The organism is Streptomyces sp. NPDC048255, assembly GCF_040652415.1.
GTDB lineage: Bacteria > Actinomycetota > Actinomycetes > Streptomycetales > Streptomycetaceae > Streptomyces.
Window position 1 is genome coordinate 1 of record NZ_JBEZMA010000013.1, and the last position, 19,027, is coordinate 19,027.

The 19,027-nt window shown below is 72.3% G+C and carries 18 protein-coding genes and 1 riboswitch; of the genes, 10 read left to right on the forward strand and 8 right to left on the reverse strand.

What is annotated here, in order from left to right; genetic code table 11:
• Window positions 1-481 precede the first annotated feature (481 nt).
• Both AB0D94_RS13365 and AB0D94_RS13370 read left to right on the forward strand, forming a co-directional pair.
• Window positions 482-1,036: a heme-binding protein gene (locus tag AB0D94_RS13365; protein ID WP_362050371.1), complete on the forward strand. Its 555-nt coding sequence runs from the start codon at window positions 482-484 to the stop codon at window positions 1,034-1,036.
• A gap of 56 nt (window positions 1,037-1,092) precedes the next feature.
• On the forward strand, window positions 1,093-2,481 hold the full coding sequence (locus AB0D94_RS13370) for a M1 family metallopeptidase (protein ID WP_362050759.1): 1,389 nt from the start codon (window positions 1,093-1,095) through the stop codon (window positions 2,479-2,481).
• On the opposite strand, the gene AB0D94_RS13375 is transcribed toward AB0D94_RS13370, so the two are convergent.
• A complete protein-coding gene (locus tag AB0D94_RS13375) occupies window positions 2,478-3,020 on the reverse strand; it encodes a GNAT family N-acetyltransferase (RefSeq protein ID WP_362050374.1) in 543 nt (180 codons plus the stop codon). The two genes, AB0D94_RS13370 and AB0D94_RS13375, sit on opposite strands and share 4 nt — an antisense overlap.
• An 81-nt stretch (window positions 3,021-3,101) precedes the next feature.
• Complete coding sequence (locus AB0D94_RS13380; RefSeq protein WP_362050377.1) at window positions 3,102-3,677, reverse strand: TerD family protein; 576 nt, start codon at window positions 3,675-3,677, stop codon at window positions 3,102-3,104.
• A gap of 163 nt (window positions 3,678-3,840) precedes the next feature.
• Here AB0D94_RS13380 and arfB point away from each other — a divergent pair, with 163 nt between their 5' ends.
• The gene (gene arfB, locus AB0D94_RS13385) at window positions 3,841-4,266 is read left to right on the forward strand and encodes an alternative ribosome rescue aminoacyl-tRNA hydrolase ArfB (RefSeq protein WP_362050381.1); all 426 of its coding nucleotides are present in this window, start codon (window positions 3,841-3,843) and stop codon (window positions 4,264-4,266) included.
• 122 nt (window positions 4,267-4,388) lie between these two features.
• On the opposite strand, the gene AB0D94_RS13390 is transcribed toward arfB, so the two are convergent.
• Window positions 4,389-4,958: a flavin reductase family protein gene (locus AB0D94_RS13390; protein WP_362050762.1), complete on the reverse strand. Its 570-nt coding sequence runs from the start codon at window positions 4,956-4,958 to the stop codon at window positions 4,389-4,391.
• Between the two features lie 328 nt (window positions 4,959-5,286).
• Between AB0D94_RS13390 and cdgB the strand changes: the two genes are divergently transcribed.
• Window positions 5,287-7,017: a diguanylate cyclase CdgB gene (gene cdgB, locus AB0D94_RS13395; protein ID WP_362050384.1), complete on the forward strand. Its 1,731-nt coding sequence runs from the start codon at window positions 5,287-5,289 to the stop codon at window positions 7,015-7,017.
• 68 nt (window positions 7,018-7,085) lie between these two features.
• The gene (locus tag AB0D94_RS13400) at window positions 7,086-8,126 is read left to right on the forward strand and encodes a CBM35 domain-containing protein (protein ID WP_362050388.1); all 1,041 of its coding nucleotides are present in this window, start codon (window positions 7,086-7,088) and stop codon (window positions 8,124-8,126) included.
• A gap of 128 nt (window positions 8,127-8,254) precedes the next feature.
• On the opposite strand, the gene AB0D94_RS13405 is transcribed toward AB0D94_RS13400, so the two are convergent.
• The 3 genes from AB0D94_RS13405 to AB0D94_RS13415 all read right to left on the reverse strand — a co-directional run bounded on the left by AB0D94_RS13405 (window position 8,255) and on the right by AB0D94_RS13415 (window position 11,370).
• Window positions 8,255-9,175, reverse strand: coding sequence for a 1-phosphofructokinase family hexose kinase (locus AB0D94_RS13405; protein ID WP_362050391.1), 921 nt, complete (start codon window positions 9,173-9,175; stop codon window positions 8,255-8,257).
• Window positions 9,176-9,274: 99 nt separating this feature from the next.
• The gene (gene nagA, locus AB0D94_RS13410) at window positions 9,275-10,438 is read right to left on the reverse strand and encodes an N-acetylglucosamine-6-phosphate deacetylase (RefSeq protein WP_362050394.1); all 1,164 of its coding nucleotides are present in this window, start codon (window positions 10,436-10,438) and stop codon (window positions 9,275-9,277) included.
• Window positions 10,438-11,370 carry an ROK family protein gene (locus AB0D94_RS13415; RefSeq protein ID WP_362050765.1) on the reverse strand — a complete coding sequence of 311 codons (933 nt, stop codon included), beginning with the start codon at window positions 11,368-11,370 and terminating at the stop codon, window positions 10,438-10,440. Before AB0D94_RS13415 ends, nagA begins: the two co-directional genes overlap by 1 nt.
• Window positions 11,371-11,584: 214 nt before the next feature.
• Between AB0D94_RS13415 and AB0D94_RS13420 the strand changes: the two genes are divergently transcribed.
• From AB0D94_RS13420 to otsB, 3 genes are all read left to right on the forward strand, one after another.
• Window positions 11,585-12,871 carry an extracellular solute-binding protein gene (locus tag AB0D94_RS13420; protein ID WP_362050768.1) on the forward strand — a complete coding sequence of 429 codons (1,287 nt, stop codon included), beginning with the start codon at window positions 11,585-11,587 and terminating at the stop codon, window positions 12,869-12,871.
• A 134-nt stretch (window positions 12,872-13,005) separates the two neighbouring features.
• Window positions 13,006-13,242 carry a DUF3263 domain-containing protein gene (locus AB0D94_RS13425; protein ID WP_031145330.1) on the forward strand — a complete coding sequence of 79 codons (237 nt, stop codon included), beginning with the start codon at window positions 13,006-13,008 and terminating at the stop codon, window positions 13,240-13,242.
• A gap of 74 nt (window positions 13,243-13,316) precedes the next feature.
• Window positions 13,317-14,165, forward strand: a complete 849-nt coding sequence (otsB, locus tag AB0D94_RS13430; protein WP_362050398.1) for a trehalose-phosphatase — start codon at window positions 13,317-13,319, stop codon at window positions 14,163-14,165.
• A gap of 275 nt (window positions 14,166-14,440) precedes the next feature.
• Here the strand turns inward: otsB and AB0D94_RS13435 are convergent, their stop codons facing one another.
• Together AB0D94_RS13435 and AB0D94_RS13440 are read right to left on the reverse strand one after the other, a co-directional pair.
• Window positions 14,441-15,904 (reverse strand): trehalose-6-phosphate synthase, encoded by a 1,464-nt coding sequence (locus tag AB0D94_RS13435; protein ID WP_362050401.1) that lies wholly within the window; start codon window positions 15,902-15,904, stop codon window positions 14,441-14,443.
• A 46-nt stretch (window positions 15,905-15,950) separates the two neighbouring features.
• Window positions 15,951-16,901 carry a glucosyl-3-phosphoglycerate synthase gene (locus AB0D94_RS13440; RefSeq protein WP_362050404.1) on the reverse strand — a complete coding sequence of 317 codons (951 nt, stop codon included), beginning with the start codon at window positions 16,899-16,901 and terminating at the stop codon, window positions 15,951-15,953.
• Window positions 16,902-17,086: 185 nt separating this feature from the next.
• Window positions 17,087-17,244, forward strand: a riboswitch (SAM riboswitch).
• A 17-nt stretch (window positions 17,245-17,261) separates the two neighbouring features.
• Here AB0D94_RS13440 and thrC point away from each other — a divergent pair.
• Window positions 17,262-18,551: a threonine synthase gene (gene thrC, locus AB0D94_RS13445; RefSeq protein ID WP_362050408.1), complete on the forward strand. Its 1,290-nt coding sequence runs from the start codon at window positions 17,262-17,264 to the stop codon at window positions 18,549-18,551.
• A gap of 38 nt (window positions 18,552-18,589) precedes the next feature.
• Window positions 18,590-18,865 carry a MoaD/ThiS family protein gene (locus tag AB0D94_RS13450; protein ID WP_362050411.1) on the forward strand — a complete coding sequence of 92 codons (276 nt, stop codon included), beginning with the start codon at window positions 18,590-18,592 and terminating at the stop codon, window positions 18,863-18,865.
• Window positions 18,866-19,027: the final 162 nt, after the last annotated feature.

Below are 19,027 nucleotides of genomic sequence, written 5' to 3' on the forward strand. Positions count from 1 at the left end.
GCCGAACCGCACACCGCCAGGCCGCCCGCAGGGCACACGGCCAAATCCAGCCCCGCCGGCGTTTGAGGCGCGGGGTCTGGGGCGGAGCCCCAGGAGCCCCGGCGCAGCCGAACCCGACAACCGCCGAGCCGCCCGCAGGGCCCCGGCGCAGCCGAACGCGACAACCGCCGAGCCGCCCGCAGGGCCCAGGCGCAGCCGAACCCGACAACCGCCGAGCCGCCCGCAGGGCCCAGGCGCAGCCGAACCCGACAACCGCCGAGCCGCCCGCAGGGCCCCGGCGCAGCCGAACCGTACAGCCCAGGCCCCGCCAGGGGTACCGCATCGGCTGATCGGATGACACGGGGGTCAGCCGGTGTGGTGGGTGGGGCGAGCCGGTACGGGGACGGGCCGGCGGGGGGTTCGGGCTGAGGCTTGGAGCAGTGGACGAGCCGGCCCGACCGGCCCGGACGCCCCGATGCCGTCATCGTTCTCAGGAGCACAGATGAACACCCGCACCCGCGTCCTCACCGGTACCGCCCTCGCCGTCGCCCTGGCCGCCGGCACCTTCGGTGCCGTCAGCGCCAGCGCCACCCCCGCGGCCGAGGCCGCCCCGGCCGCCGCCGCGAAGAAGGACGAGGTGAAGGACACGAACTTCACCACGACCACCCACCTCACCGTCGACGCCGCCACCCGCGCCGCCCAGGCCGCGCTCCAGGCCGCCGAGAAGGAGAACCAGAAGGTGACGGTCGCGGTCGTGGACCGCAACGGCAACACCATCGTCACCCTGCGCGGCGACGGCGCGGGCCCGCAGTCCTACGAGTCGGCGGAGCGCAAGGCCTTCACCGCCGTGTCCTGGAACGCCCCGACCTCGGTGCTCGTGGGCCGCCTCGCCCAGACCCCGAACCTGAAGGACATCCCCGGCACCCTCTTCCTCGGCGGCGGCACCCCGGTGCAGGCGAACGGCGCCCCGGTCGCGGGCATCGGCGTGGCCGGCGCCCCGAGCGGCGAGCTGGACGAGAAGTTCGCCAAGGCCGGTGTCGACGCGCTCGCCAAGTAATCGCAGAGGGCGGCCCGCTTAGGATCGAGCGCGTGGAACCACGCGCTCGATCCCGCCTGTCCGTCACCGCCGCCGCCGTCCTGCTCGCCCTCACCGCGGCGTGTACGGGCGGCACCGTGCAGGGCCGGCCGGGGGCGGCGGGGTTGCGCGACCCGTACTTCCCCAAGGCCGGCAACGGTGGTTACCAGGTCGAGCACTACGCGCTGGACCTCGACTACGACCCCGCCGACGGGCAGTTGAACGGTACGGCCGTCATCACGGCCCGCGCCGAGCAGGGCCTCAGCTCCTTCAACCTCGACCTCAGCGGCCTGCGCGTGGAGGACGTGACGGTGCAGGGCGCCGCGGCCCGGTTCAACCGGACGGGCAACGAGCTGACCGTGCGTCCGGCCGAGGACCTGAAGAAGGGCGAGGTCTTCCGTACGGAGGTCGACTACGCCGGCAAGCCGAAGGCCCTCGCGGATCCTGACGGGTCGGAGGAGGGCTGGATCACCACCGGGGACGGCGCGGTCGGCGTCGGCGAGCCGGTCGGCTCGATGACCTGGTTCCCCGGCAACCACCACCCGAGCGACAAGGCCACGTACGACATCACCCTCACCGTCCCGCGGGGCTACGAGGCGGTGTCCAACGGCGAGTTGCGCTCCCGCAGCGATACGGGTGACGGCCGGACGGAGTTCGCGTGGCACAGCCCGGAGCCGATGGCCAGCTACCTGGCCACCGCCGCCGTCGGCAAGTACGAGGTGACGAAGGGGCGGACCCCGTCGGGGGTCGCCGTGTACAACGCGGTGGCGCCCGAGGAGGCGGCCCTGAGCGAGGGGCCGCTGGCGCGGCTGCCGGAGATGGTGGAGTGGGGCAGCGGCCGTTTCGGCCCGTACCCCTTCAGCACGGCGGGTGCGATCGTGCTGCCCGGCGGCACCCTGGCGTACGCGCTGGAGACGCAGACCAAGCCCGTGTACCCGGGCGCGCCCGCGGACGAGGAACTCGTCCTGCACGAGCTGGCCCACCAGTGGTTCGGCAACTCGGTGTCGCCGAAGTCCTGGAAGGACATGTGGCTCAACGAGGGCTTCGCCACCTACGCCGAGTGGCTGTGGGCCGAGGACCACGGCGGGCACACCGCGCAGGCCCGTTTCGAGGCCTTCCTGGCCGGTGACACGGAGGTGGACGCGGAGGCGGATTCCGACTGGGCCGCCTTCCCGCCTGCCGCGCCGCCCGGGCCCGAGCACATCTCCGGGAGCCCGGTGTACCAGCGGGGCGCGATGGTCCTGCACCGGATCCGCCAGGAGGTGGGGGACGAGAAGTTCTTCGCCCTGCTGCGCGGCTGGGCCGCCGACCACCGCCACGGGAACGCCAGTACGGCCGATTTCACCGCCTACGCGGAGCGGAAGACGGGCCACGACCTGAAGAAGGTCTGGGACGTGTGGCTGTACGGGGAGGGCCGGCCCCGCTAGGGCGCGGGCGTCAGGGGCTTGTGCAGCACCGTGCAGGCGCGGCCGCGCTCGCGGTCCGCGCCCTGGCGCAGGGCCGTGTAGCCCTGGGACTGCCAGAAGGCGAGGGCCTGGGGGTTGTTGTCGAGTACGGCGAGCCGTACGCCCGTGCGTCCCGCCGTACGGAAGCGGTCCTCGACCAGGGCCGTCACGGTGCGGCCGTAGCCCTCGCGGTGCGCGGTGGCGTCGATGAGCAGCAGCCCGATCCACGGGTCCGGGTCGTCGGCGGCCGGGTCGCCAGGGGAAGTGTGGCCAGTGTGGGCGAGGGTGGCCGCGAGCCCGACGAGCCGGCCGGCGGAGCGGGCGAGGAGCACCTCGGCGCCGTCATGGGCGAGTTCGTCGGCGAGGGCGGCGGCGACCTGTTCGACCGTGATGCGGTCCGGGTCGGGAAAGTCGCCGCTGAGTTCGAAGAACGCGTGGTTCGTCGCGTACAGGGCGGCGATCTCGGTGAGGACCGGGCCCGGCAGGGCGCCGTCCACGGGTACGAGCGGTTGCAGGATCACCTGGTGAACGGTAGCGAAGCCCCCTCCCCGGACGGCCGGGAGGGGGCTTCACCAGCGAGGCGTCGCTGTGGAGACGCTGACTCAGACGTTGACGCCGAAGTCCTGCGCGATGCCCGTGAGGCCGGAGGCGTAGCCCTGGCCGACCGCGCGGAACTTCCACTCGGCGCCGCTGCGGTAGAGCTCGCCGAAGACCATGGCGGTCTCGGTCGCCGCGTCCTCGGAGAGGTCGTAGCGGGCGATCTCCGCGCCGCCGGCCTGGTTCACGACGCGGATGTACGCGTTGCGGACCTGGCCGAAGTTCTGGCTGCGGCTCTCGGCGTCGTAGATCGAGACCGGGAAGACGATCTTGTCCACGTCGGTGGAGAGGCCGGCGAGGTTGACGTTGATGGCCTCGTCGTCGCCAGCGCCCTCGCCGGTGCGGTTGTCACCGGTGTGGACGATGGTCTGGTCCGGGGTGGACTTGTTGTTGAAGAAGACGAAGTGGCCGTCGGAGACGACCTTGCCCGTCGCGTTGACCGCGATGGCCGAGGCGTCGAGGTCGAAGTCCACACCGGTGGTCGTACGGACGTCCCAACCGAGGCCGACCGTGACGGCAGTGAGGCCGGGGGCCTCCTTCGTGAGCGAGACGTTGCCGCCCTTGGACAGGCTGACAGCCATGGGAATGTCCCTTTCCTCATCCGACATGCAGGTGCACGTACGCAGATACTGACCGCGATGTGCGGCCAAGTTACCGCTGTCTTCTATAACGCGACGAGGGGCAGGCGGGTTCCCGTCGTGAAATGCGGGTGACGGGGCGCGAACGGCCACGGATCATAGGGGCATGTCTGGTCCCCATGTCATCCGCGGTTCGGTCGTGCTCCCCGAGGGCGAGCTCGCCTGGCGCTTTTCGCGTTCCTCGGGGCCGGGCGGGCAGCACGTGAACACCTCCGACTCGCGCGTGGAACTGCTGTTCGACCTGGCTGCGACGAAGGCGCTGCCGGAGGTGTGGAAGGCGCGGGCGCTGGAGCGGCTCGCGGCGCGGCTGGTGGACGGGGTGGTGACCGTACGGGCCTCGGAGCACCGCTCGCAGTTCCGCAACCGGGAGATGGCGCTGGTCAGGCTGGCTTCGCTGCTCGCGGAGGCGACGGCGCCGCCGCCGAAGCCGCGCCGGGCGACGAAGATACCGCGGGGGATCAACGAGCGCCGGCTGCGGGAGAAGAAGGCGCGGGCCGAGACCAAGCGGGGCCGCACCGGCCGCGACTGGTAGGCGGGGCCCGGCGGTGCGGCGCCGTGCGCTGCCGCGAGCCGGTGTTGCGCTGGTGCGGTGCGGCGTCGTTGCCGGGGCGCTGCCCCGGACCCCGCGCCTCAAACGCCGGCGGGGCTGGGTGGTCAGCTCAGGTGCCGGTACCGGCCGCGGAAGTACGTCAGGGGCGGCGCGTCCGGGGACGGCAGTCCGGCCGTCAGGACGCGCCCGATGACCAGGGTGTGGTCACCCGCCTCGACCCGGTTCTCCGTACGGCATTCCAGGGTGGCGAGCGCGCCCGTCAGCAGCGGGGCGCCGGAGGCCTCGCCGCGGACGTAGGGGAGGTCCGCGAAGAGCAGGCGGTCGCTGATGCGGCCCTTCATCGCGAAGCGGCCGGCGACCTGGAGCTGGTGGTCGGCCAGGACCGAGACCGCCCAGAACGGCTGCTCCGCCAGCAGGTCGTCCATCCGGGAGCCCTCGCGCAGGCTCACCAGCACCAGCGGCGGGTCCAGTGACACCGACATGAAGGCGGTCGCCGTCATGCCCACGTCCTCGCCGCGCGGTCCGTCCGCCGTCAGGGGCGTCTCGTGCGCGGTGATCAGGCACACGCCCGCCGCCAGCCGGGACATCGCTGCCCGGAACTCGTCGTTGCTCACTCCCCCAGGATGAGGGGTGCGGTGGGTGGGCGGGGCACTGGGCCCGGGCACTCGGGACATGGGGGGTACGGGGGTCGTCTTGGGCACGGCAACACGCTAAGGTCGCGGTCCCGCTCCGCACATCGGGCCTTGGTCCGAGCCGCGTCCCCGCCCCTCGGCCTAGGACCCCGCGTGTCGTTTGCTCTAGCGAATGAAGGAGGGCGACTCCTGGGGAGAAGGGCCTGTTGCGCGCCATTATTCATCTCATGTGACTTGAGTCACAGAGAGCAAGATTTGTTGACCCTGTGTACCTGCCGCACAGCTCACTGTGATTCAGTGGACGGGACACCGCAACGAAACGCCGATGACAAACCTGGAGTTGCTGTCGAGGTCTCGGGGAGAGCGAGCAATGGAGACCGAGTCGGAGCCGTACGTCCGTCTTGCGACCCTGCGGCAGCTGCACCGGGTGGTGGCCGAACTCAATACGGCCCGGAGCCTGGCGGACACTCTGCAGACCGTCGTGGACGGCATCGTCGCGGGCCTCGGCTACGAACTCGCCTGCGTCAACCTCGTACGCCCGGACGGTGATCTCGTCGTCGCCGCCTTCGCCGGCGACCCCGCGGCCGAGGCCCTCATCACCGGCCGCGTCGGCTCCCGTTCCTCCTGGGAACGCCGTCTGACGATGGGTGAGAACTGGGACGGGCTGCGGTTCATCCCGCACACCGAGGGCTGGATCCTCATGGAGGACGACGTCCCCCAGTGGCACACCGAGGGGCCCGAGCCGCGGTTCGAGGACGAATGGCATCCGGAGGACCGGCTGTACGCCCCGATGTATGCGTCCGGCGGGGAACTTCTAGGTGTCATTTCGGTGGACAGACCGAGGAACGGCCGCCGCCCGGGCGCCTGGGGACGCGAAGCGCTCCAGATGTACGCCTTCCAGGCGGCGATTGCGATCAGTAACGCGCGGCTGCGCGCGAACATGCAGCGCGCCCTCGTCCGGCTCGAACGCGAGCAGCAGGCGCTGCGGGCCAGTGAAGAGTCGTTCCGGCAGGCCTTCGAGTACGCGCCCAGCGGTATGGCCATCGCCGAGATGGGCGGAGACCAGCACGGCCGGCTCCTGCGCACCAACGACGCCCTGTGCCGGCTGCTGGGCCGCCCCGCCTCCGTCCTGCGCCGCTACTCCTTCTCCGACCTGGTCCACCCCGAGGACATCGGCACGCTGCTGCGCACCTCCGCCGAGGGCGGCCGCGCCGAGCTGCGCCTGGGCCGGCGCGACGGCACGTATGTATGGGTCTCGCTGCGCAATTCCGTGGTCGCGGACGCCGCCGACGGGCCGCGCTTCCTGCTCACGCACGTCGAGGACATCGAGGAGCGCAAGCGGCACGAGCTCCAGCTCGCGCACCGGGCCAGCCACGACTCGCTGACCGGCCTGCCCAACAGCGCCGAGCTGCGGGCCCGGCTGGGGGCCCGGCTGTGCCGCAGGCCCCAGTCCGTACGGGCGACCGCCGTCGAGGCCCTGGACGCGGCCTTCGAGGGCCGTGAGGGACACGAGGGCTACGAGGCCCACGGAGCGCGGGCAGAGGCGGGTGGTGCGGGTGAGCACGGCTTTCAACCCGACGGCCCGGACCGCTACGCCGGGCACGACCCCTTCGAGTTCCCCGGAGGGGTGCCCGCGCAGGCGGACGGCCCCTACGACCACCACGTGCACACGGTGGCGCCCGCGAGTGACATCGACGACGGGACGAAGGGGCTCGCGGTGCTCTTCTGCGACCTCGACGGCTTCAAGTCGATCAACGACCGGTTCGGTCACCACACGGGTGACGCGGTCCTGATCGAGGTGGCCCGCAGGCTGACCACCTGCGTCAGGGACGGTGACACCGTCGCCCGGCTGGGTGGTGACGAGTTCGTGGTCCTGGCCGACGGTCTGGGCGCGGCGGACGCCGCCGACCTGGCGGTCCGGCTGCGCAACGCGATCATCCCGCCGATCCGCGTGGACGGCCGTGCGGTGCGTGTCGGTGCCAGTTTCGGCATCGGCTGGGCCAGCTGCGGGATGTCCGCGGACGAGGTGCTGCGCTCCGCCGACCAGCGCATGTACATCGAGAAGCGGTCCCGGTCCAAGGCGCACCGGCGGGCCGGCTGAGCCGATCGGCCGCCCGGGGGTGCACGTGTTCGGGGTAGGCTCCCGGGGGTCGAAAGGAGTGACCTGCGATGACGACGCCCGCGAACAACGGCCCGCACGGTGGGGCGAACAAGCCCGAGGACGATGATCCGTTCGGGTATCTCTACGCGGACGGCCAGGCGGCCGGAGCCACCCCGCCCGCTTCGGGTGGTGGATACGGCTATCCGGGCCCCGCGGCCGGTGGTCATTCCGGCCCGCAGCCGGGTGTTCCCCGTACCTCGCACCACCAGGTGCGCACGGTCGGTGAGCGGACGTACGGCGGCCAGCGCGGCCCCGTCCCCCAGCAGCCGGGTCCTGCCCCGCAGCCCCCCTACCAGGCCCAGTACCAGGCTCCCGAGGCGCTCCAGGCGGGCGGCTACGGCGTTCCGCAGCAGCAGCTCCCGCAGCACCAGACCCAGACCATGTCGCACGCCGGCGGCCACGGCGGTCACGGCGGCGGTGGCGGCTCCAGCCGCAAGGGCCTGCTCATCGCGGCCGTGGCGGTGGTCGCGGCCGTCGCGATCGGTATCGGCGCGGCCCTGGCCTTCGGGGGCGACGGCAAGGAAAAGGGCGGCAAGAACCAGGCGGACGACAACCCGAACCAGTCGTCGGCCCCGCAGAACCCCGCCAGCCCGCCCCCGAGCGGCTCTCCGCAGCCCTCTGAGGCCCCGCTGCCGAAGGCTGACGCCTCGGGCGCGGGGATGGACCTGACGGGCGGTGCGGCGCTGCTGAGCGCGGTGCCGGGCGCGAAGAGCGCGGGCGGGCAGTACGTCGGCAACTTCAACCAGGTCGGCGCGGCCGTCACCTGGACCGTGGAGGTGCCCAAGGACGGCGAGTACACCTTCCGGATGTTCTACGGGGTGCCGGGCAAGGACGCCAACACGACGCTGACGGTCAACGGGAACGCGCAGAACCGTGCGCTCAACATGAAGAACTTCGCGAAGGCCGCCGAGGGCGACTGGGCCAAGGGCTGGACCAACACCTACGCCTACGTCAACCTCAAGAAGGGCACGAACACGATCAGGATCTCCTGCGAGCAGGGGAACTCGTGCGACGCGGCCATCGACCAGTTCGTGCTGGAGAAGCGCTGACGGCCGAACTCTGACGGCCGACGCTGACAGGGCAGAACGCTGACAGGGCAGAACGCTGACAGCCGAACGCTGACAGGCCGACCCCTCAGGGCAACGCGGACGGCGGGCAACGCCCGTCCCGCGGCGGGCTACTGAGCCGCCGTCACCTTCACCGACCCCCGTACCTCCTCGTAGGTGCGGGGGTCGAAGTCTCCCGCCGCGGGGGCGGCGACCGTGGCCGCCGAGAGGGCGACCGCGCGGGCCAGGCGGTCCGGCCAGTCCAGCCCCTCCACCAGGCCCGACAGCAGTCCGGCGACCGCGGAGTCACCGGCCCCGGTGGGGTTGCCGGACAGGGCGCGGGGCGGGGCCGCCCGCCAGGTGCCCTGGGCGGTGGCGGCCAGCAGGCCGTCCGGGCCCAGTGAGGTGACCACCGCGTGGGCGCCCCGGCGGCGGGCGTCGCGGGTGGCGGGGAGCGGGTCGCGGGAGCCGGTCAGCTCGGCCAGTTCGGCGGCGTTCGGCTTGATCATCTCGGGCCGGGCGGCGACGCCGCGGCGCAGGGCCTCGCCGCTGGTGTCCAGCAGGACCGGGACCCCGGCCGCGCGGGCGGCCCGTACGAGGACCGCGTAGGCGCCCACCGGTACGCCGGGCGGGAGGCTGCCGCACAGGGCCACCGCGCGGGCCCCGGCCAGCAGGTCCGCGTACCGGGCCAGGAACGCGGCCCACTCCTCGGCGCTGATCAGCGGTCCGGGCTCGTTGAACTGGGTCGTGTCGCCCGAGGCCTCGTCGACGACGGCGACGGTGCGGCGGGTGGTGCCCGCGCAGGGGACCAGGGCGTCGACCACCCCGGGGGAGGCGGCCAGCAGTTCCCGTACGAGGGAGCCGGCCGGGCCGCCCGCGAAGCCGGTCGCGGTCACCGGGTGGCCGAGCGCGGCCAGGACCCGTGCGACGTTGATCCCCTTGCCGCCGGGGCGTTCGCCGACGGCGCTGACCCGGTGAGAGGCGTGCGGGCGCAGCCGCGGCACGCGGTACGTGACGTCGAGCGCGCTGTTGAGCGTCACGGTCAGGATCATGGGCTCCCCCGGGTCTGTCGCTGCCGGGATCATGCCAAACGGAAAGCGGTCGGCCCAGTCCTGGGGCCGGCCGCTCGGCCGCTTACAGCCGCTTGGCCGTCAGATCGCCGCCCGGGCGGGCGGGCTGACGATCCATTCGCCGTGCCGCATGACGCCCCGGATCTCGAACTCGGCGTCGAGGACGACGAGGTCCGCGTACTTGCCGGGCTCCAGCGAGCCGATCCGGTCGTAGAGGCCCAGCAGCTTGGCCGGGTTGGCGGAGATCGCCTGCACCACGGACTCCACCGGCAGCTTGTCGAGGGTGACCGAGCGCTTGAAGGCGGTGTCCAGGGTCAGGGTCGAGCCCGCGATGGAGCCGCCCTCGACGAGCCGGGCCACGCCCTGCTTGACCTCGACCTCCAGCTGGCCGAGGCGGTAGGTCCCGTCGCCGAACCCGGCCGCGTCCATCGCGTCGGTGATCAGCGCCACGCGGTGCGCGCCCGCGTGGTGGAAGGCCAGCTCCAGCATGGCCGGGTGCAGGTGGGTGCCGTCGTTGATCAGCTCGACGGTGATCCGCTCGTCCTCCAGCAGCGCCGCGATGGGCCCCGGGGCGCGGTGTTCCATGCCGGGCATGGCGTTGTAGAGGTGGGTGGCCACGGTCGCGCCCGCGTCGATGGCCTCGCGCGTCTGCTCGTACGTGGAGTCCGTGTGCCCGATCGCGGCGATCACCCCGTGCTCGGCCAGCAGCCTTACGGAGTCCAGGCCGCCCGGCAGTTCGGTGGCCAGGGTGAACATGCGGGCGGCGCCGTGCGAGGCGTCGACCAGCTTGCGGACCTCCGCCGGGTCGGGGTCGCGCAGCAGGGTCTCCTCGTGGGCGCCCTTGCGGCAGGGGTTGATGAAGGGGCCCTCGAAGTGGATGCCGGCGATCTCGCCCTGCTGGGTCAGTTCGGCGAGCAGCCCGGCGCGCCGGGCGAGTTCGGCGAGGTCCCCGGTGACGGTGGAGGCGACCAGGGTGGTGGTGCCGTGCTCGCGGTGGGTCCGTACGCCCTTGAGGATCTCCTCGGCGGTGCCGGAGGTGAAGGAGGCGCCGCCGCCGCCGTGGTTGTGCATGTCCACGAAGCCGGGGACGATCCAGTGCCCGGTCAGGTCGATGACCCGCGCGCCCTCGCGGGCGCTGCCGGCGATGCGGTCGCCCTCGACGATGACCCGGCCGTTGGCCACGGTTCCGGTGGGCAGCACCACCCTGGCGCCGGAGAGAACAGTGCTGTGCGCGCTTCCGGACATCAGGCAGGTACCTCCGTGGCGAGTAGGTCCCAGGCGAGCAGCCCTGCGCCCAGGCATCCGGCGGTGTCCCCGAGGGCCGCCGGAACGATGTGGGGGAGCCGCTGGAACGTCACGCGCTCCTCGACGGCCTTCCGTAGTGGTGTGAACAAGGTTTCCCCCGCCTCGGCGAGCCCGCCACCGATGATCAGAGTGCGCGGGTCCAGCAGGGTGATCGCGGTGACCAGCCCGTCGGCGAGGGCGCCGACCGCGGCCAGCCAGACCTCGCGGGCGCGCGCGTCGCCGTCCTCGACGGCCTTGGCGCAGTCCGCGGCGTCCGCGTCGGGGTCCCCGCAGGCGGCGGCCCAGGCGCGGCTGACGGCGGAGGCGGAGGCGAGGGTCTCCAGGCAGCCGTGCTGACCGCAGCCGCAGGCGGGGCCGCCGGGGCGGACCACGATGTGCCCGATCTCGCCCGCGTAGCCGTGGGCGCCCGCCTCGATGCGGCCGGCGATGCCGATGGCTCCGGCGATGCCGGTGCCCAGCGGCACGAAGAGGAAGCGGTCGGCGCCGCGGCCGGCCCCGATGCGGCCCTCGGCGAGGCCGCCCGTGCGCACGTCGTGGCCGAGGGCCACCGGGATGCCGCCGAGGCGTCTGCTGAGCAGCTCGCGCATCGGGACGTCGCGCCAGCCCAGGTTCGCCGCGTAGACGGCGGTCCCGGTCTCGGCGTCGACGATGCCGGGGACGGCGACCCCGGCGGCGGAGGCGGTCCGCCCGAAGCGCTCGCGGCCGGTGTCGAGGAGTTCGGCGGCGAAGTCCTGGATCGTCTCGACGACGGCGTCGGGGCCCCGCTCGCGGCCGGTGGCGCGGCGCGCCTCGTGGAGCAGGGTGCCGTCGGCGGCGACCAGGGCGGCCTTCATCCCGGTGCCGCCCACATCGAGGGCGATGACGTGTTTCACGGGTTTCACAGGGGACAGTCTCGCGTGCTCGGCGTGGAAAGGTCTAGTCCATTGGGAGGGATTGTTGAGTGGCCATACAAATCCGGGGCCAAGGTCCGGGCGCGAACCGGGCACGGACCGGATCCGGATGTGGACGCGCCGCCAAAGTGGTGTAGACCTTACGTGGATCGTACGTACAACAAGGGGTGGATGGAGAACTGTGAAGGGCCGTTACCTGAGGCTGGCCGCGTCCGGCGCCGCGCTGTGCCTGACCGCCGTGACGCTGACCGGCTGCGGAGCCCTCGGCGGACTCACCGGGGACAACGAGGTGACCCTGCGGGTCGTGGCGGCCGACTACGGGGACAATCCGCAGAACTCGTCGGCGACGTACTGGAAGGGCCTCACCGACACCTTCGAGAAGGACCACCCCGGCATCAAGGTCGAGGTCAGCGTCTACAACTGGTCCGAGGTCGACGCCAAGGTCGCCGAGATGGTCAAGGCGGGCAAGGCCCCCGACATCGCGCAGATCGGCGCCTACGCCGACTACGCGGCCGAGGGCAAGCTGTACTCCGTGGACGAGCTGCTCTCCGTGAAGACGGAGGCCGACTTCCTCGGACCGCTCGCCGAGGCGGGCAAGGTCAAGCGGATCCAGTACGGCATGCCCTTCGTGGCCAGCACCCGGCTGCTCTTCTACAACGAGAAGCTGCTCGCGGACTCGGGGGTCGTCCCCAAGGACGGGAAGACCCCCTGGCAGCCCAAGAGCTGGGCGGAGCTGGAGGCCGCCGCGAAGAAGCTCAAGGGCGCCGGCGTCCAGACCCCCTTCGCGCTGCCGCTGGGCCGCGAGGAGGCACAGGCCGAGACCATGATGTGGATGCTGGCGGGCGGTGGCGGCTACACCGACAACGAAGAGGCCTACTCCATCGACTCGCCCGACAACGTCAAGACGCTGGAGTTCCTGCGCGACAAGATGGTCGGCCAGGGGCTGACCGGCCCGGTCGAGCCGGGCAAGCTGGACCGCCAGGCCGCCTTCGACGCCTTCACGCGCGGCGAGGTCGGCATGCTCAACGGCCACCCGACGCTGCTCAAGCAGGCCGCGGGCAAGGGCGTGAAGTTCGGCATGGTCACCCTGCCCACCTCCGACGGGACCGAGCAGCCGGCGATGGGCGTCGCGGACTGGGTGATGGCCTTCAAGAACGGCCACAAGACCGAGTCCGGCAAGTTCCTGGACTACCTGTACGAGGCGAAGAACGTGACGGCCTTCACCCAGACCTACGACCTGCTGCCCGTCACCACCAGCGGCTACCGGGCCATGGAGGACGGGACGGGCGGGGCGGTCCCGCAGCTGAAGACCTTCCTGGCGGCCCTGCCGAAGTCCAAGCTGTACCCGGTCGGCAAGAAGTCCTGGGCGGGCGTGAGCGAGGACATCAAGCAGAACATCGGCAAGACCGTCCAGCCGGGCGGGCAGCCGGCGAAGGTGCTCGAAGAGATCGCGACGGCGGCGCGGGCGGCCGACCCGCGCTGACGCACTGACGTGCAGACCCGTACGGACCCCCGCGGCCCGCGCCGGCCCGCGCCGGCCTGCGCCCGGCCCGCGCCCGGCCCGGGGCGGCCACCACCGCCCGGGCCGGTGTCGGTGGGCGGCGTTAATCTGGCGGTATGACGGACGACGGGCAGCTGACGGCCACGGAGGCCGCGGTGCTCGCGTACGAGGGACGTACCTGGCCCGGCCCCGGAGCCAAGGAACGGGCCATACGCGAAGGGCTGGGGATGACCCCCGTCCGCTACTACCAGCTGCTCAACGTGCTCATGGACGACCCCCGCGCGCTGGCCCACGCGCCGGGCACCGTGAACCGGCTGCGGCGCATCCGTGAGGCCCAGCGGGCCCGCAGGTGACGGGCGCGTGCCGCCCGCGGCGGGCGCGGTCCGCGCCGTAGCCGTCGTGCCGCTGGGCCGTTAGGGTCATCCGTATGGGGAGCCATCCGCACGACTTGCCGATGCCCGTCACCGCAGCCGGACGCGAGGGACTCGAAGCCCTGCTCCGCGCACCCCGCCGGTCCGTGGTCGCCCTCGACTTCGACGGCACCCTCGCCGACATCGTCCCCGACCCGGACCAGGCCCGCGCCCACCCGGGAGCCGTGCCCGCCCTCGCCGCGCTGGCCCCCGAAGTGGCCTCCGTGGCCGTGATCACCGGCCGGCCGGCGGGCGTCGCCGTCCGCTACGGGGGCTTCGCCGGGGTCGCCGGACTCGAACACCTGGTGGTCCTCGGCCACTACGGGGCCGAGCGCTGGGACGCCGTCACCGGGACCGTCCAAGCCCCCGCCGAGCACCCAGGGGTGGCGGCGGTACGGGCCGAGCTGCCGGGGTTCCTGGAGTCGATCGGGGCCTGGCGGGGCACCTGGATCGAGGAGAAGGGCCGGGCGCTGGCCGTCCACACCCGCCGGGCCGAGGACCCCGACGCGGCCTTCGCGGCCCTGCGCGAACCCCTGGCCGAGCTGGCCGCGCGCCACGGGCTGATGGTCGAGCCGGGCCGGGCCGTACTGGAGCTGCGGCCGCCGGGCACGGACAAGGGGGTCGCCCTGACGGAGTTCCTCGCGGAGACGGGCGCGGAGTCGGTGCTGTACGCGGGGGACGACCTGGGTGACCTCGCCGCCTTCGCCGCCGTCGAGAAGCGGCGCACCGACGGCCTGCCGGGGCTGCTGGTGTGCAGCGGCTCGGCGGAGGTCCCGGAACTCGCCGCCCGGGCCGACCTCGTCCTGCCGGGCCCCGGCGCGGTGGCCGCCTTCCTGGCCGACCTGGCCAAGGCCGTCCGCTCCTGACCGGTCCGTCTGCGTGTGCGGCGCCGCTGCCGGGGGCCGGCCCCCGGACCCCCGCGCCTCAAACGCCGGCGGGGCTGGTTTTTGGCTGATGCCGCCGGTCGGGCAATTCCAGCCTCGCCGGCGTTTGAGGCGCGGGGTCTGGGGCGGAGCCCCAGGAAACGGTGGAAGGGCGGGGCGGGGAGCAGCTCCGCGCAGCGGCGGCCCGCCAGGCCCCGCTGGCGAGGGCGGCCCGGCGGGAGCCGTACCGGCGGAGCCCCAGGGAGCAGGGCCGCAGGCTAGGACAGGGCATCCAGCTGGGCCGTGAACCAGGCCGACGGGGGCAGGGCGGTCGCGGCAGCGGCAAGGCGCTTCGTCCGCTCCGCCCGCTCATCGGCCGGCATGGACAGCGCCGCGTGCAACGCCTCCGCCGTCTGCGTCACGTCGAACGGGTTCACCGTCAGCGCGTCCTTCTGGAGCTCCTCGCAGGCCCCCGCCCCGGTGGACAGCACCAGCGCGCACCCCGCCTCCGACACCACCGGGATCTCCTTCGCCACCAGGTTCATCCCGTCCCGCACCGGGTTGACCAGCGCCACGTCCGCCAGCCGGTAGGCGGCCAGCGAGCGCGTGAAGTCGTCCTTCACGGACACCAGCACCGGCTGCCAGTCCGCCGTCCCGAACTCCGCGTTGATCTCCGCCGCCAGCTCCCGCACCGACTCCGTGTACGCCCGGTACACCGCCAGGTCCTGCCGCGAGGGGTACGCGGAGGCCAGGTGCACGACCCGGCCCCGCCACTCGGGGTGGACGGTGAGCAGCTCCCGGTACGCCAGCAGGCCCCGCAGGATGTTCTTCGACAGCTCCGTGCGGTCCACGCGGACGATCGTCTTGCGGTCCCCGACCTCCGCCCGCAGCTGCGCCAGCTTCTCGTCGACCTCCGGCCGGTGGGCGAGCGCCCGCAGCTCGTCCGCGTCCACGCCGAGGGGGAACTGCCGGACGTCGGTGAACCGCTTCTCGCCGTACCCGTTCTTGCCGCCCGGGACGATCCTGCGGTGCCACACCCCGCGCTCCGGCGTCCCGGAGGGCATGTACCCGTCCGCCACGCCGGTCGCGTCGTCGGTGGTCGCGCCGCTGATGAAGTTCGCCGACCACCGCCACGCGTGGAAGCCCAGCAGGTCCGCCCCGAGCATCCCCCACACCAGCTGCCCCCGGACGTCGTCCGGAAGCATGCGCATGAACTCGAACGAGGCCCACGGGGTGTGCGTGAAGTGGGCGATCCGCAGGTCCGGCCGCAGTGCGCGCAGCGCGCCCGGGACCAGGGCCAGGTGGTAGTCCTGCACCAGGACCCGGGCCCCGTCGGCCGCCTCCTCGGCGAGGGCTTCGGCGAAGGCCTGGTTGTAGGCGGTGTACGACTCCCACTGCCGCCGGAACCGCGCGTCGAAGACCGGCTCGCGCGGGATGTCGTACAGGTGGTGGTGGGTGAACCAGAGCACCGAGTTCGCGATGCCGTTGTACGCGTCGTCGTACACCGTGGGATCGATGTCCAGCATCCGGACACCCGGCTCGGCCACCCCCCGCCGGACCGCCTCCCGGTCCGCCTCCGACAGCGCCGCGCAGATCCACAGCGCCTCCGGCTGCTGTGCCAGCGCGGCGGAGAGGCCGGAGACGAGACCGCCCCCGCCGCGCCGGGCACCGAGGGTGCCGTCGTCGGAGAGGGCGTAGGAGAGCGGGCCGCGGTTCGCTGCAACGAGTACCTGAGAAGCCATGCGGCCAACCTAGCCCGGCCCGCGCTCGCTCAAACGTCCACAATCGTCATGCCACGCGGCGGTGCGCGTACTCCTTGATGCCCGCCATCGGCGGCCGCTCCTCGGTGTCCACCGGGTACGTCCGGGGCACGAACCCGTCCGGCCCCCGCTCGAACTGCGTCAGTTCCGGCCGTACGAGGTGCCCGCGCGAGAGCCGCACCTGCGCGGTGCGGTAGATCGCCGCGGCCATCCGGCCCAGCGCCTGCCCGCCCTGGTGGCGGTGGAGCCGTACCCCGACGTCCACCTGGGCCAGGGCGTCCAGGCCGACCGTGTGCAGGGCGTCCACCAGCAGGCCCAGCTCGACGCCGTACCCGACGGGGAACGGCAGCCGCTCCAGCAGGCCGCGGCGCACGGCGTACTCGCCGCCCAGCGGCTGTACGAATCCGGCCAGCTGCGGCCAGTGGAGGTTGAGGAGCGGGCGGGCGACGAGCTCGGTCACCCTGCCGCCCTGGCCGGGGGCGTCGCCGAGCGGGCGGTCGTACATCGCCTTCACGAACTGCACGTCCGGGTCGGTCAGCAGCGGTCCGACGATCCCGGAGACGAAGGCGGAGGAGAAGTCCCGCAGGTCGGCGTCGACGAAGCAGATCACGTCCCCGGTGGTGGCCAGCAGCGAGCGCCACAGCACCTCGCCCTTGCCGGGCAGTGCGGGTATTCGCGGCAGTATCTCGTCGCGGTGCACCACCCGGGCGCCCGCCTTCGCCGCGACCTCGGCCGTGCGGTCGGTGGAGCCCGAGTCGATGACGACCAGCTCGTCCACCAGCGGGACCGGCAGTCCCTCGATCAGCTCGCGCCGGATCACCTCGACGATGGCGCCGACGGTGGCCTCCTCGTCGAGCGCGGGCAGCACCACGCTGACCGTGGTGCCGGCTGCCCGTTTCCGCTCCAGCAGCTGGTCGAGCGGTCGGTCAGCGGCGGACCAGGAGCGGTCGGCCAGCCAGCGCTCCACCTCTTCCAGCACTTTCAGCACTCCCTGCCGTTCGGCGGTTTGACCCCATTGAGATCCATCTCGCGGTTCGGACGGTTGTCTCAACCACACGGGGCCTTCGGTTACAGTCTTGAACAACGCGAAGGACCATCGCATGTCGGGGGTCCTCGCGCACAAACGCCCGGGCGCGCCATAGAGCGCGCGGCCCGGTGCCATACCGCTCATCCAGAGGGGCAGAGGGACACGGCCCGTTGAAGCCCCGGCAACCCTCCAGTCGGTCTCGCGATCGCGTACGTCAGCGACATCAGCGAGGTCCCCGGCTAGGGAAGGTGCCAATTCCGTCTCATGGCGAAGTGCGCCATGGGGAAGATGAGGAGAAAGGGCCTCGCCATCATGGCTGCACAGACTGTCGCCACCTCTGCCGACCAGGTTTCTGTCGACCTGGGACCCGCCACCGGCCTTTCCTGTCGTGAGTGCGGTACCCGCTTCGAGCTCGGTCCCATCTTCGCGTGCGCCGAGTGCTTCGGACCTCTGGAAGTCGCCTACGACCTTCCCACCGGGAACCCCGAGGCCCTGCGTGCCGCGATCGAGGCCGGCCCGAACAACATCTGGCGCTACGCCCCGCTGCTGCCCGTCCCCGCGGACGTGGCCTCCAAGCCCAGCCTGAACCCCGGCTTCACCAAGCTCGTGGACGCGGCCAACCTGGCCAAGGAGCTCGGCGTCACCGGCAAGCTCTACGTCAAGGACGACTCCGGCAACCCGACGCACTCCTTCAAGGACCGCGTCGTGGCCATCGCCGTCGAGGCCGCCCGCGCCTTCGGCTTCACCACCCTGTCCTGCTCCTCCACCGGCAACCTGGCCGGCGCCGTCGGCGCCGCGGCCGCCCGGGCCGGTTTCCGCTCCTGCGTGTTCATCCCGCACGACCTGGAGCAGGGCAAGGTCGTCATGGCCGGTGTGTACGGCGGCGACCTGGTCGGCATCGAGGGCAACTACGACGACGTCAACCGCTTCTGCTCCGAGCTCATCGGCGACCCGCTGGGCGAGGGCTGGGGCTTCGTCAACGTCAACCTGCGTCCGTACTACGGCGAGGGCTCCAAGACCCTGGCGTACGAGATCTGCGAGCAGCTCGGCTGGCAGCTGCCCGACCAGATCGTGATCCCGATCGCGTCCGGCTCGCAGCTGACGAAGATCGACAAGGGTCTGCAGGAGCTGATCAAGCTCGGCCTCGTCGAGGACAAGCCCTACAAGATCTTCGGCGCCCAGGCCGAGGGCTGCTCCCCGGTGTCGACCGCCTTCAAGGCCGGACACGACGTGGTCCGCCCGCAGAAGCCGAACACCATCGCCAAGTCGCTGGCCATCGGCAACCCGGCGGACGGCCCGTACGTCCTGGACATCGCGCGGCGCACCGGCGGCTTCGTCGAGGACGTCACCGACGAGCAGGTCGTCGAGGCCATCAAGATCCTCGCGCAGACCGAGGGCATCTTCGCCGAGACCGCGGGCGGCGTGACCGTCGGCGTGACGAAGAAGCTCATCGAGAACGGGCAGCTCGACCCGGCGCTGACCACGGTGGTCCTGAACACCGGTGACGGTCTCAAGACCCTGGAGGCGGTGGCCGCGGAGAGCGGGCAGACCGCCACCATCCGCCCGAGCCTGGACGCGTTCCGCGCCGCCGGCCTGGCCTGACCACTTCTCCTCCGCCCTACCGGAAAGGCAGTAGCGCCATGAGCGTCAACGTCCGCATCCCCACCATCCTGCGCACCTACACCGGCGGCAAGGCCGAGGTCCCCGCCGAGGGCGCGACCCTGGCCGAGGTCATCGAGTCCCTGGAGAAGAGCCACCCGGGCATCGCCGCGCGCGTCCTGGACGACCAGGGCAAGCTGCGCCGCTTCGTCAACGTCTACGTGAACGACGACGACGTGCGTTTCGAGGGCGGGCTGGAGGCCGCGACCCCGGACGGTGCGGGCGTCTCGATCATCCCGGCCGTCGCGGGCGGCTGACCTTCCCGTAGGTGACACGCGAAAACCGTAATTGCCCCCTCCGCTAACAAGCGGAGGGGGCAATTCTGCTTGATTGGGCGCGGTAGAGTTGGGGAAGTCCCCTCCGCTGTTCTTGCCCGCCGCATATGAACGGGCCGCGTGAGGGTCGACATCGGGTCAATG

Excerpts from the sequence above, each read along its gene's own strand:
- AB0D94_RS13365 (WP_362050371.1), top strand. The coding sequence starts at position 482 with ATGAACACCCGCACCCGCGTCCTCACCGGTACCGCCCTCGCCGTCGCC.
- AB0D94_RS13380 (WP_362050377.1), bottom strand. The coding sequence starts at position 3,677 with ATGGCTGTCAGCCTGTCCAAGGGCGGCAACGTCTCGCTCACGAAGGAG.
- arfB (WP_362050381.1), top strand. The coding sequence starts at position 3,841 with ATGTCTGGTCCCCATGTCATCCGCGGTTCGGTCGTGCTCCCCGAGGGC.
- AB0D94_RS13390 (WP_362050762.1), bottom strand. The coding sequence starts at position 4,958 with ATGTCCCGAGTGCCCGGGCCCAGTGCCCCGCCCACCCACCGCACCCCT.
- cdgB (WP_362050384.1), top strand. The coding sequence starts at position 5,287 with ATGGAGACCGAGTCGGAGCCGTACGTCCGTCTTGCGACCCTGCGGCAG.
- AB0D94_RS13400 (WP_362050388.1), top strand. The coding sequence starts at position 7,086 with ATGACGACGCCCGCGAACAACGGCCCGCACGGTGGGGCGAACAAGCCC.
- AB0D94_RS13405 (WP_362050391.1), bottom strand. The coding sequence starts at position 9,175 with ATGATCCTGACCGTGACGCTCAACAGCGCGCTCGACGTCACGTACCGC.
- nagA (WP_362050394.1), bottom strand. The coding sequence starts at position 10,438 with ATGTCCGGAAGCGCGCACAGCACTGTTCTCTCCGGCGCCAGGGTGGTG.
- AB0D94_RS13425 (WP_031145330.1), top strand. The coding sequence starts at position 13,006 with ATGACGGACGACGGGCAGCTGACGGCCACGGAGGCCGCGGTGCTCGCG.
- otsB (WP_362050398.1), top strand. The coding sequence starts at position 13,317 with ATGGGGAGCCATCCGCACGACTTGCCGATGCCCGTCACCGCAGCCGGA.
- AB0D94_RS13435 (WP_362050401.1), bottom strand. The coding sequence starts at position 15,904 with ATGGCTTCTCAGGTACTCGTTGCAGCGAACCGCGGCCCGCTCTCCTAC.
- thrC (WP_362050408.1), top strand. The coding sequence starts at position 17,262 with ATGGCTGCACAGACTGTCGCCACCTCTGCCGACCAGGTTTCTGTCGAC.
- AB0D94_RS13450 (WP_362050411.1), top strand. The coding sequence starts at position 18,590 with ATGAGCGTCAACGTCCGCATCCCCACCATCCTGCGCACCTACACCGGC.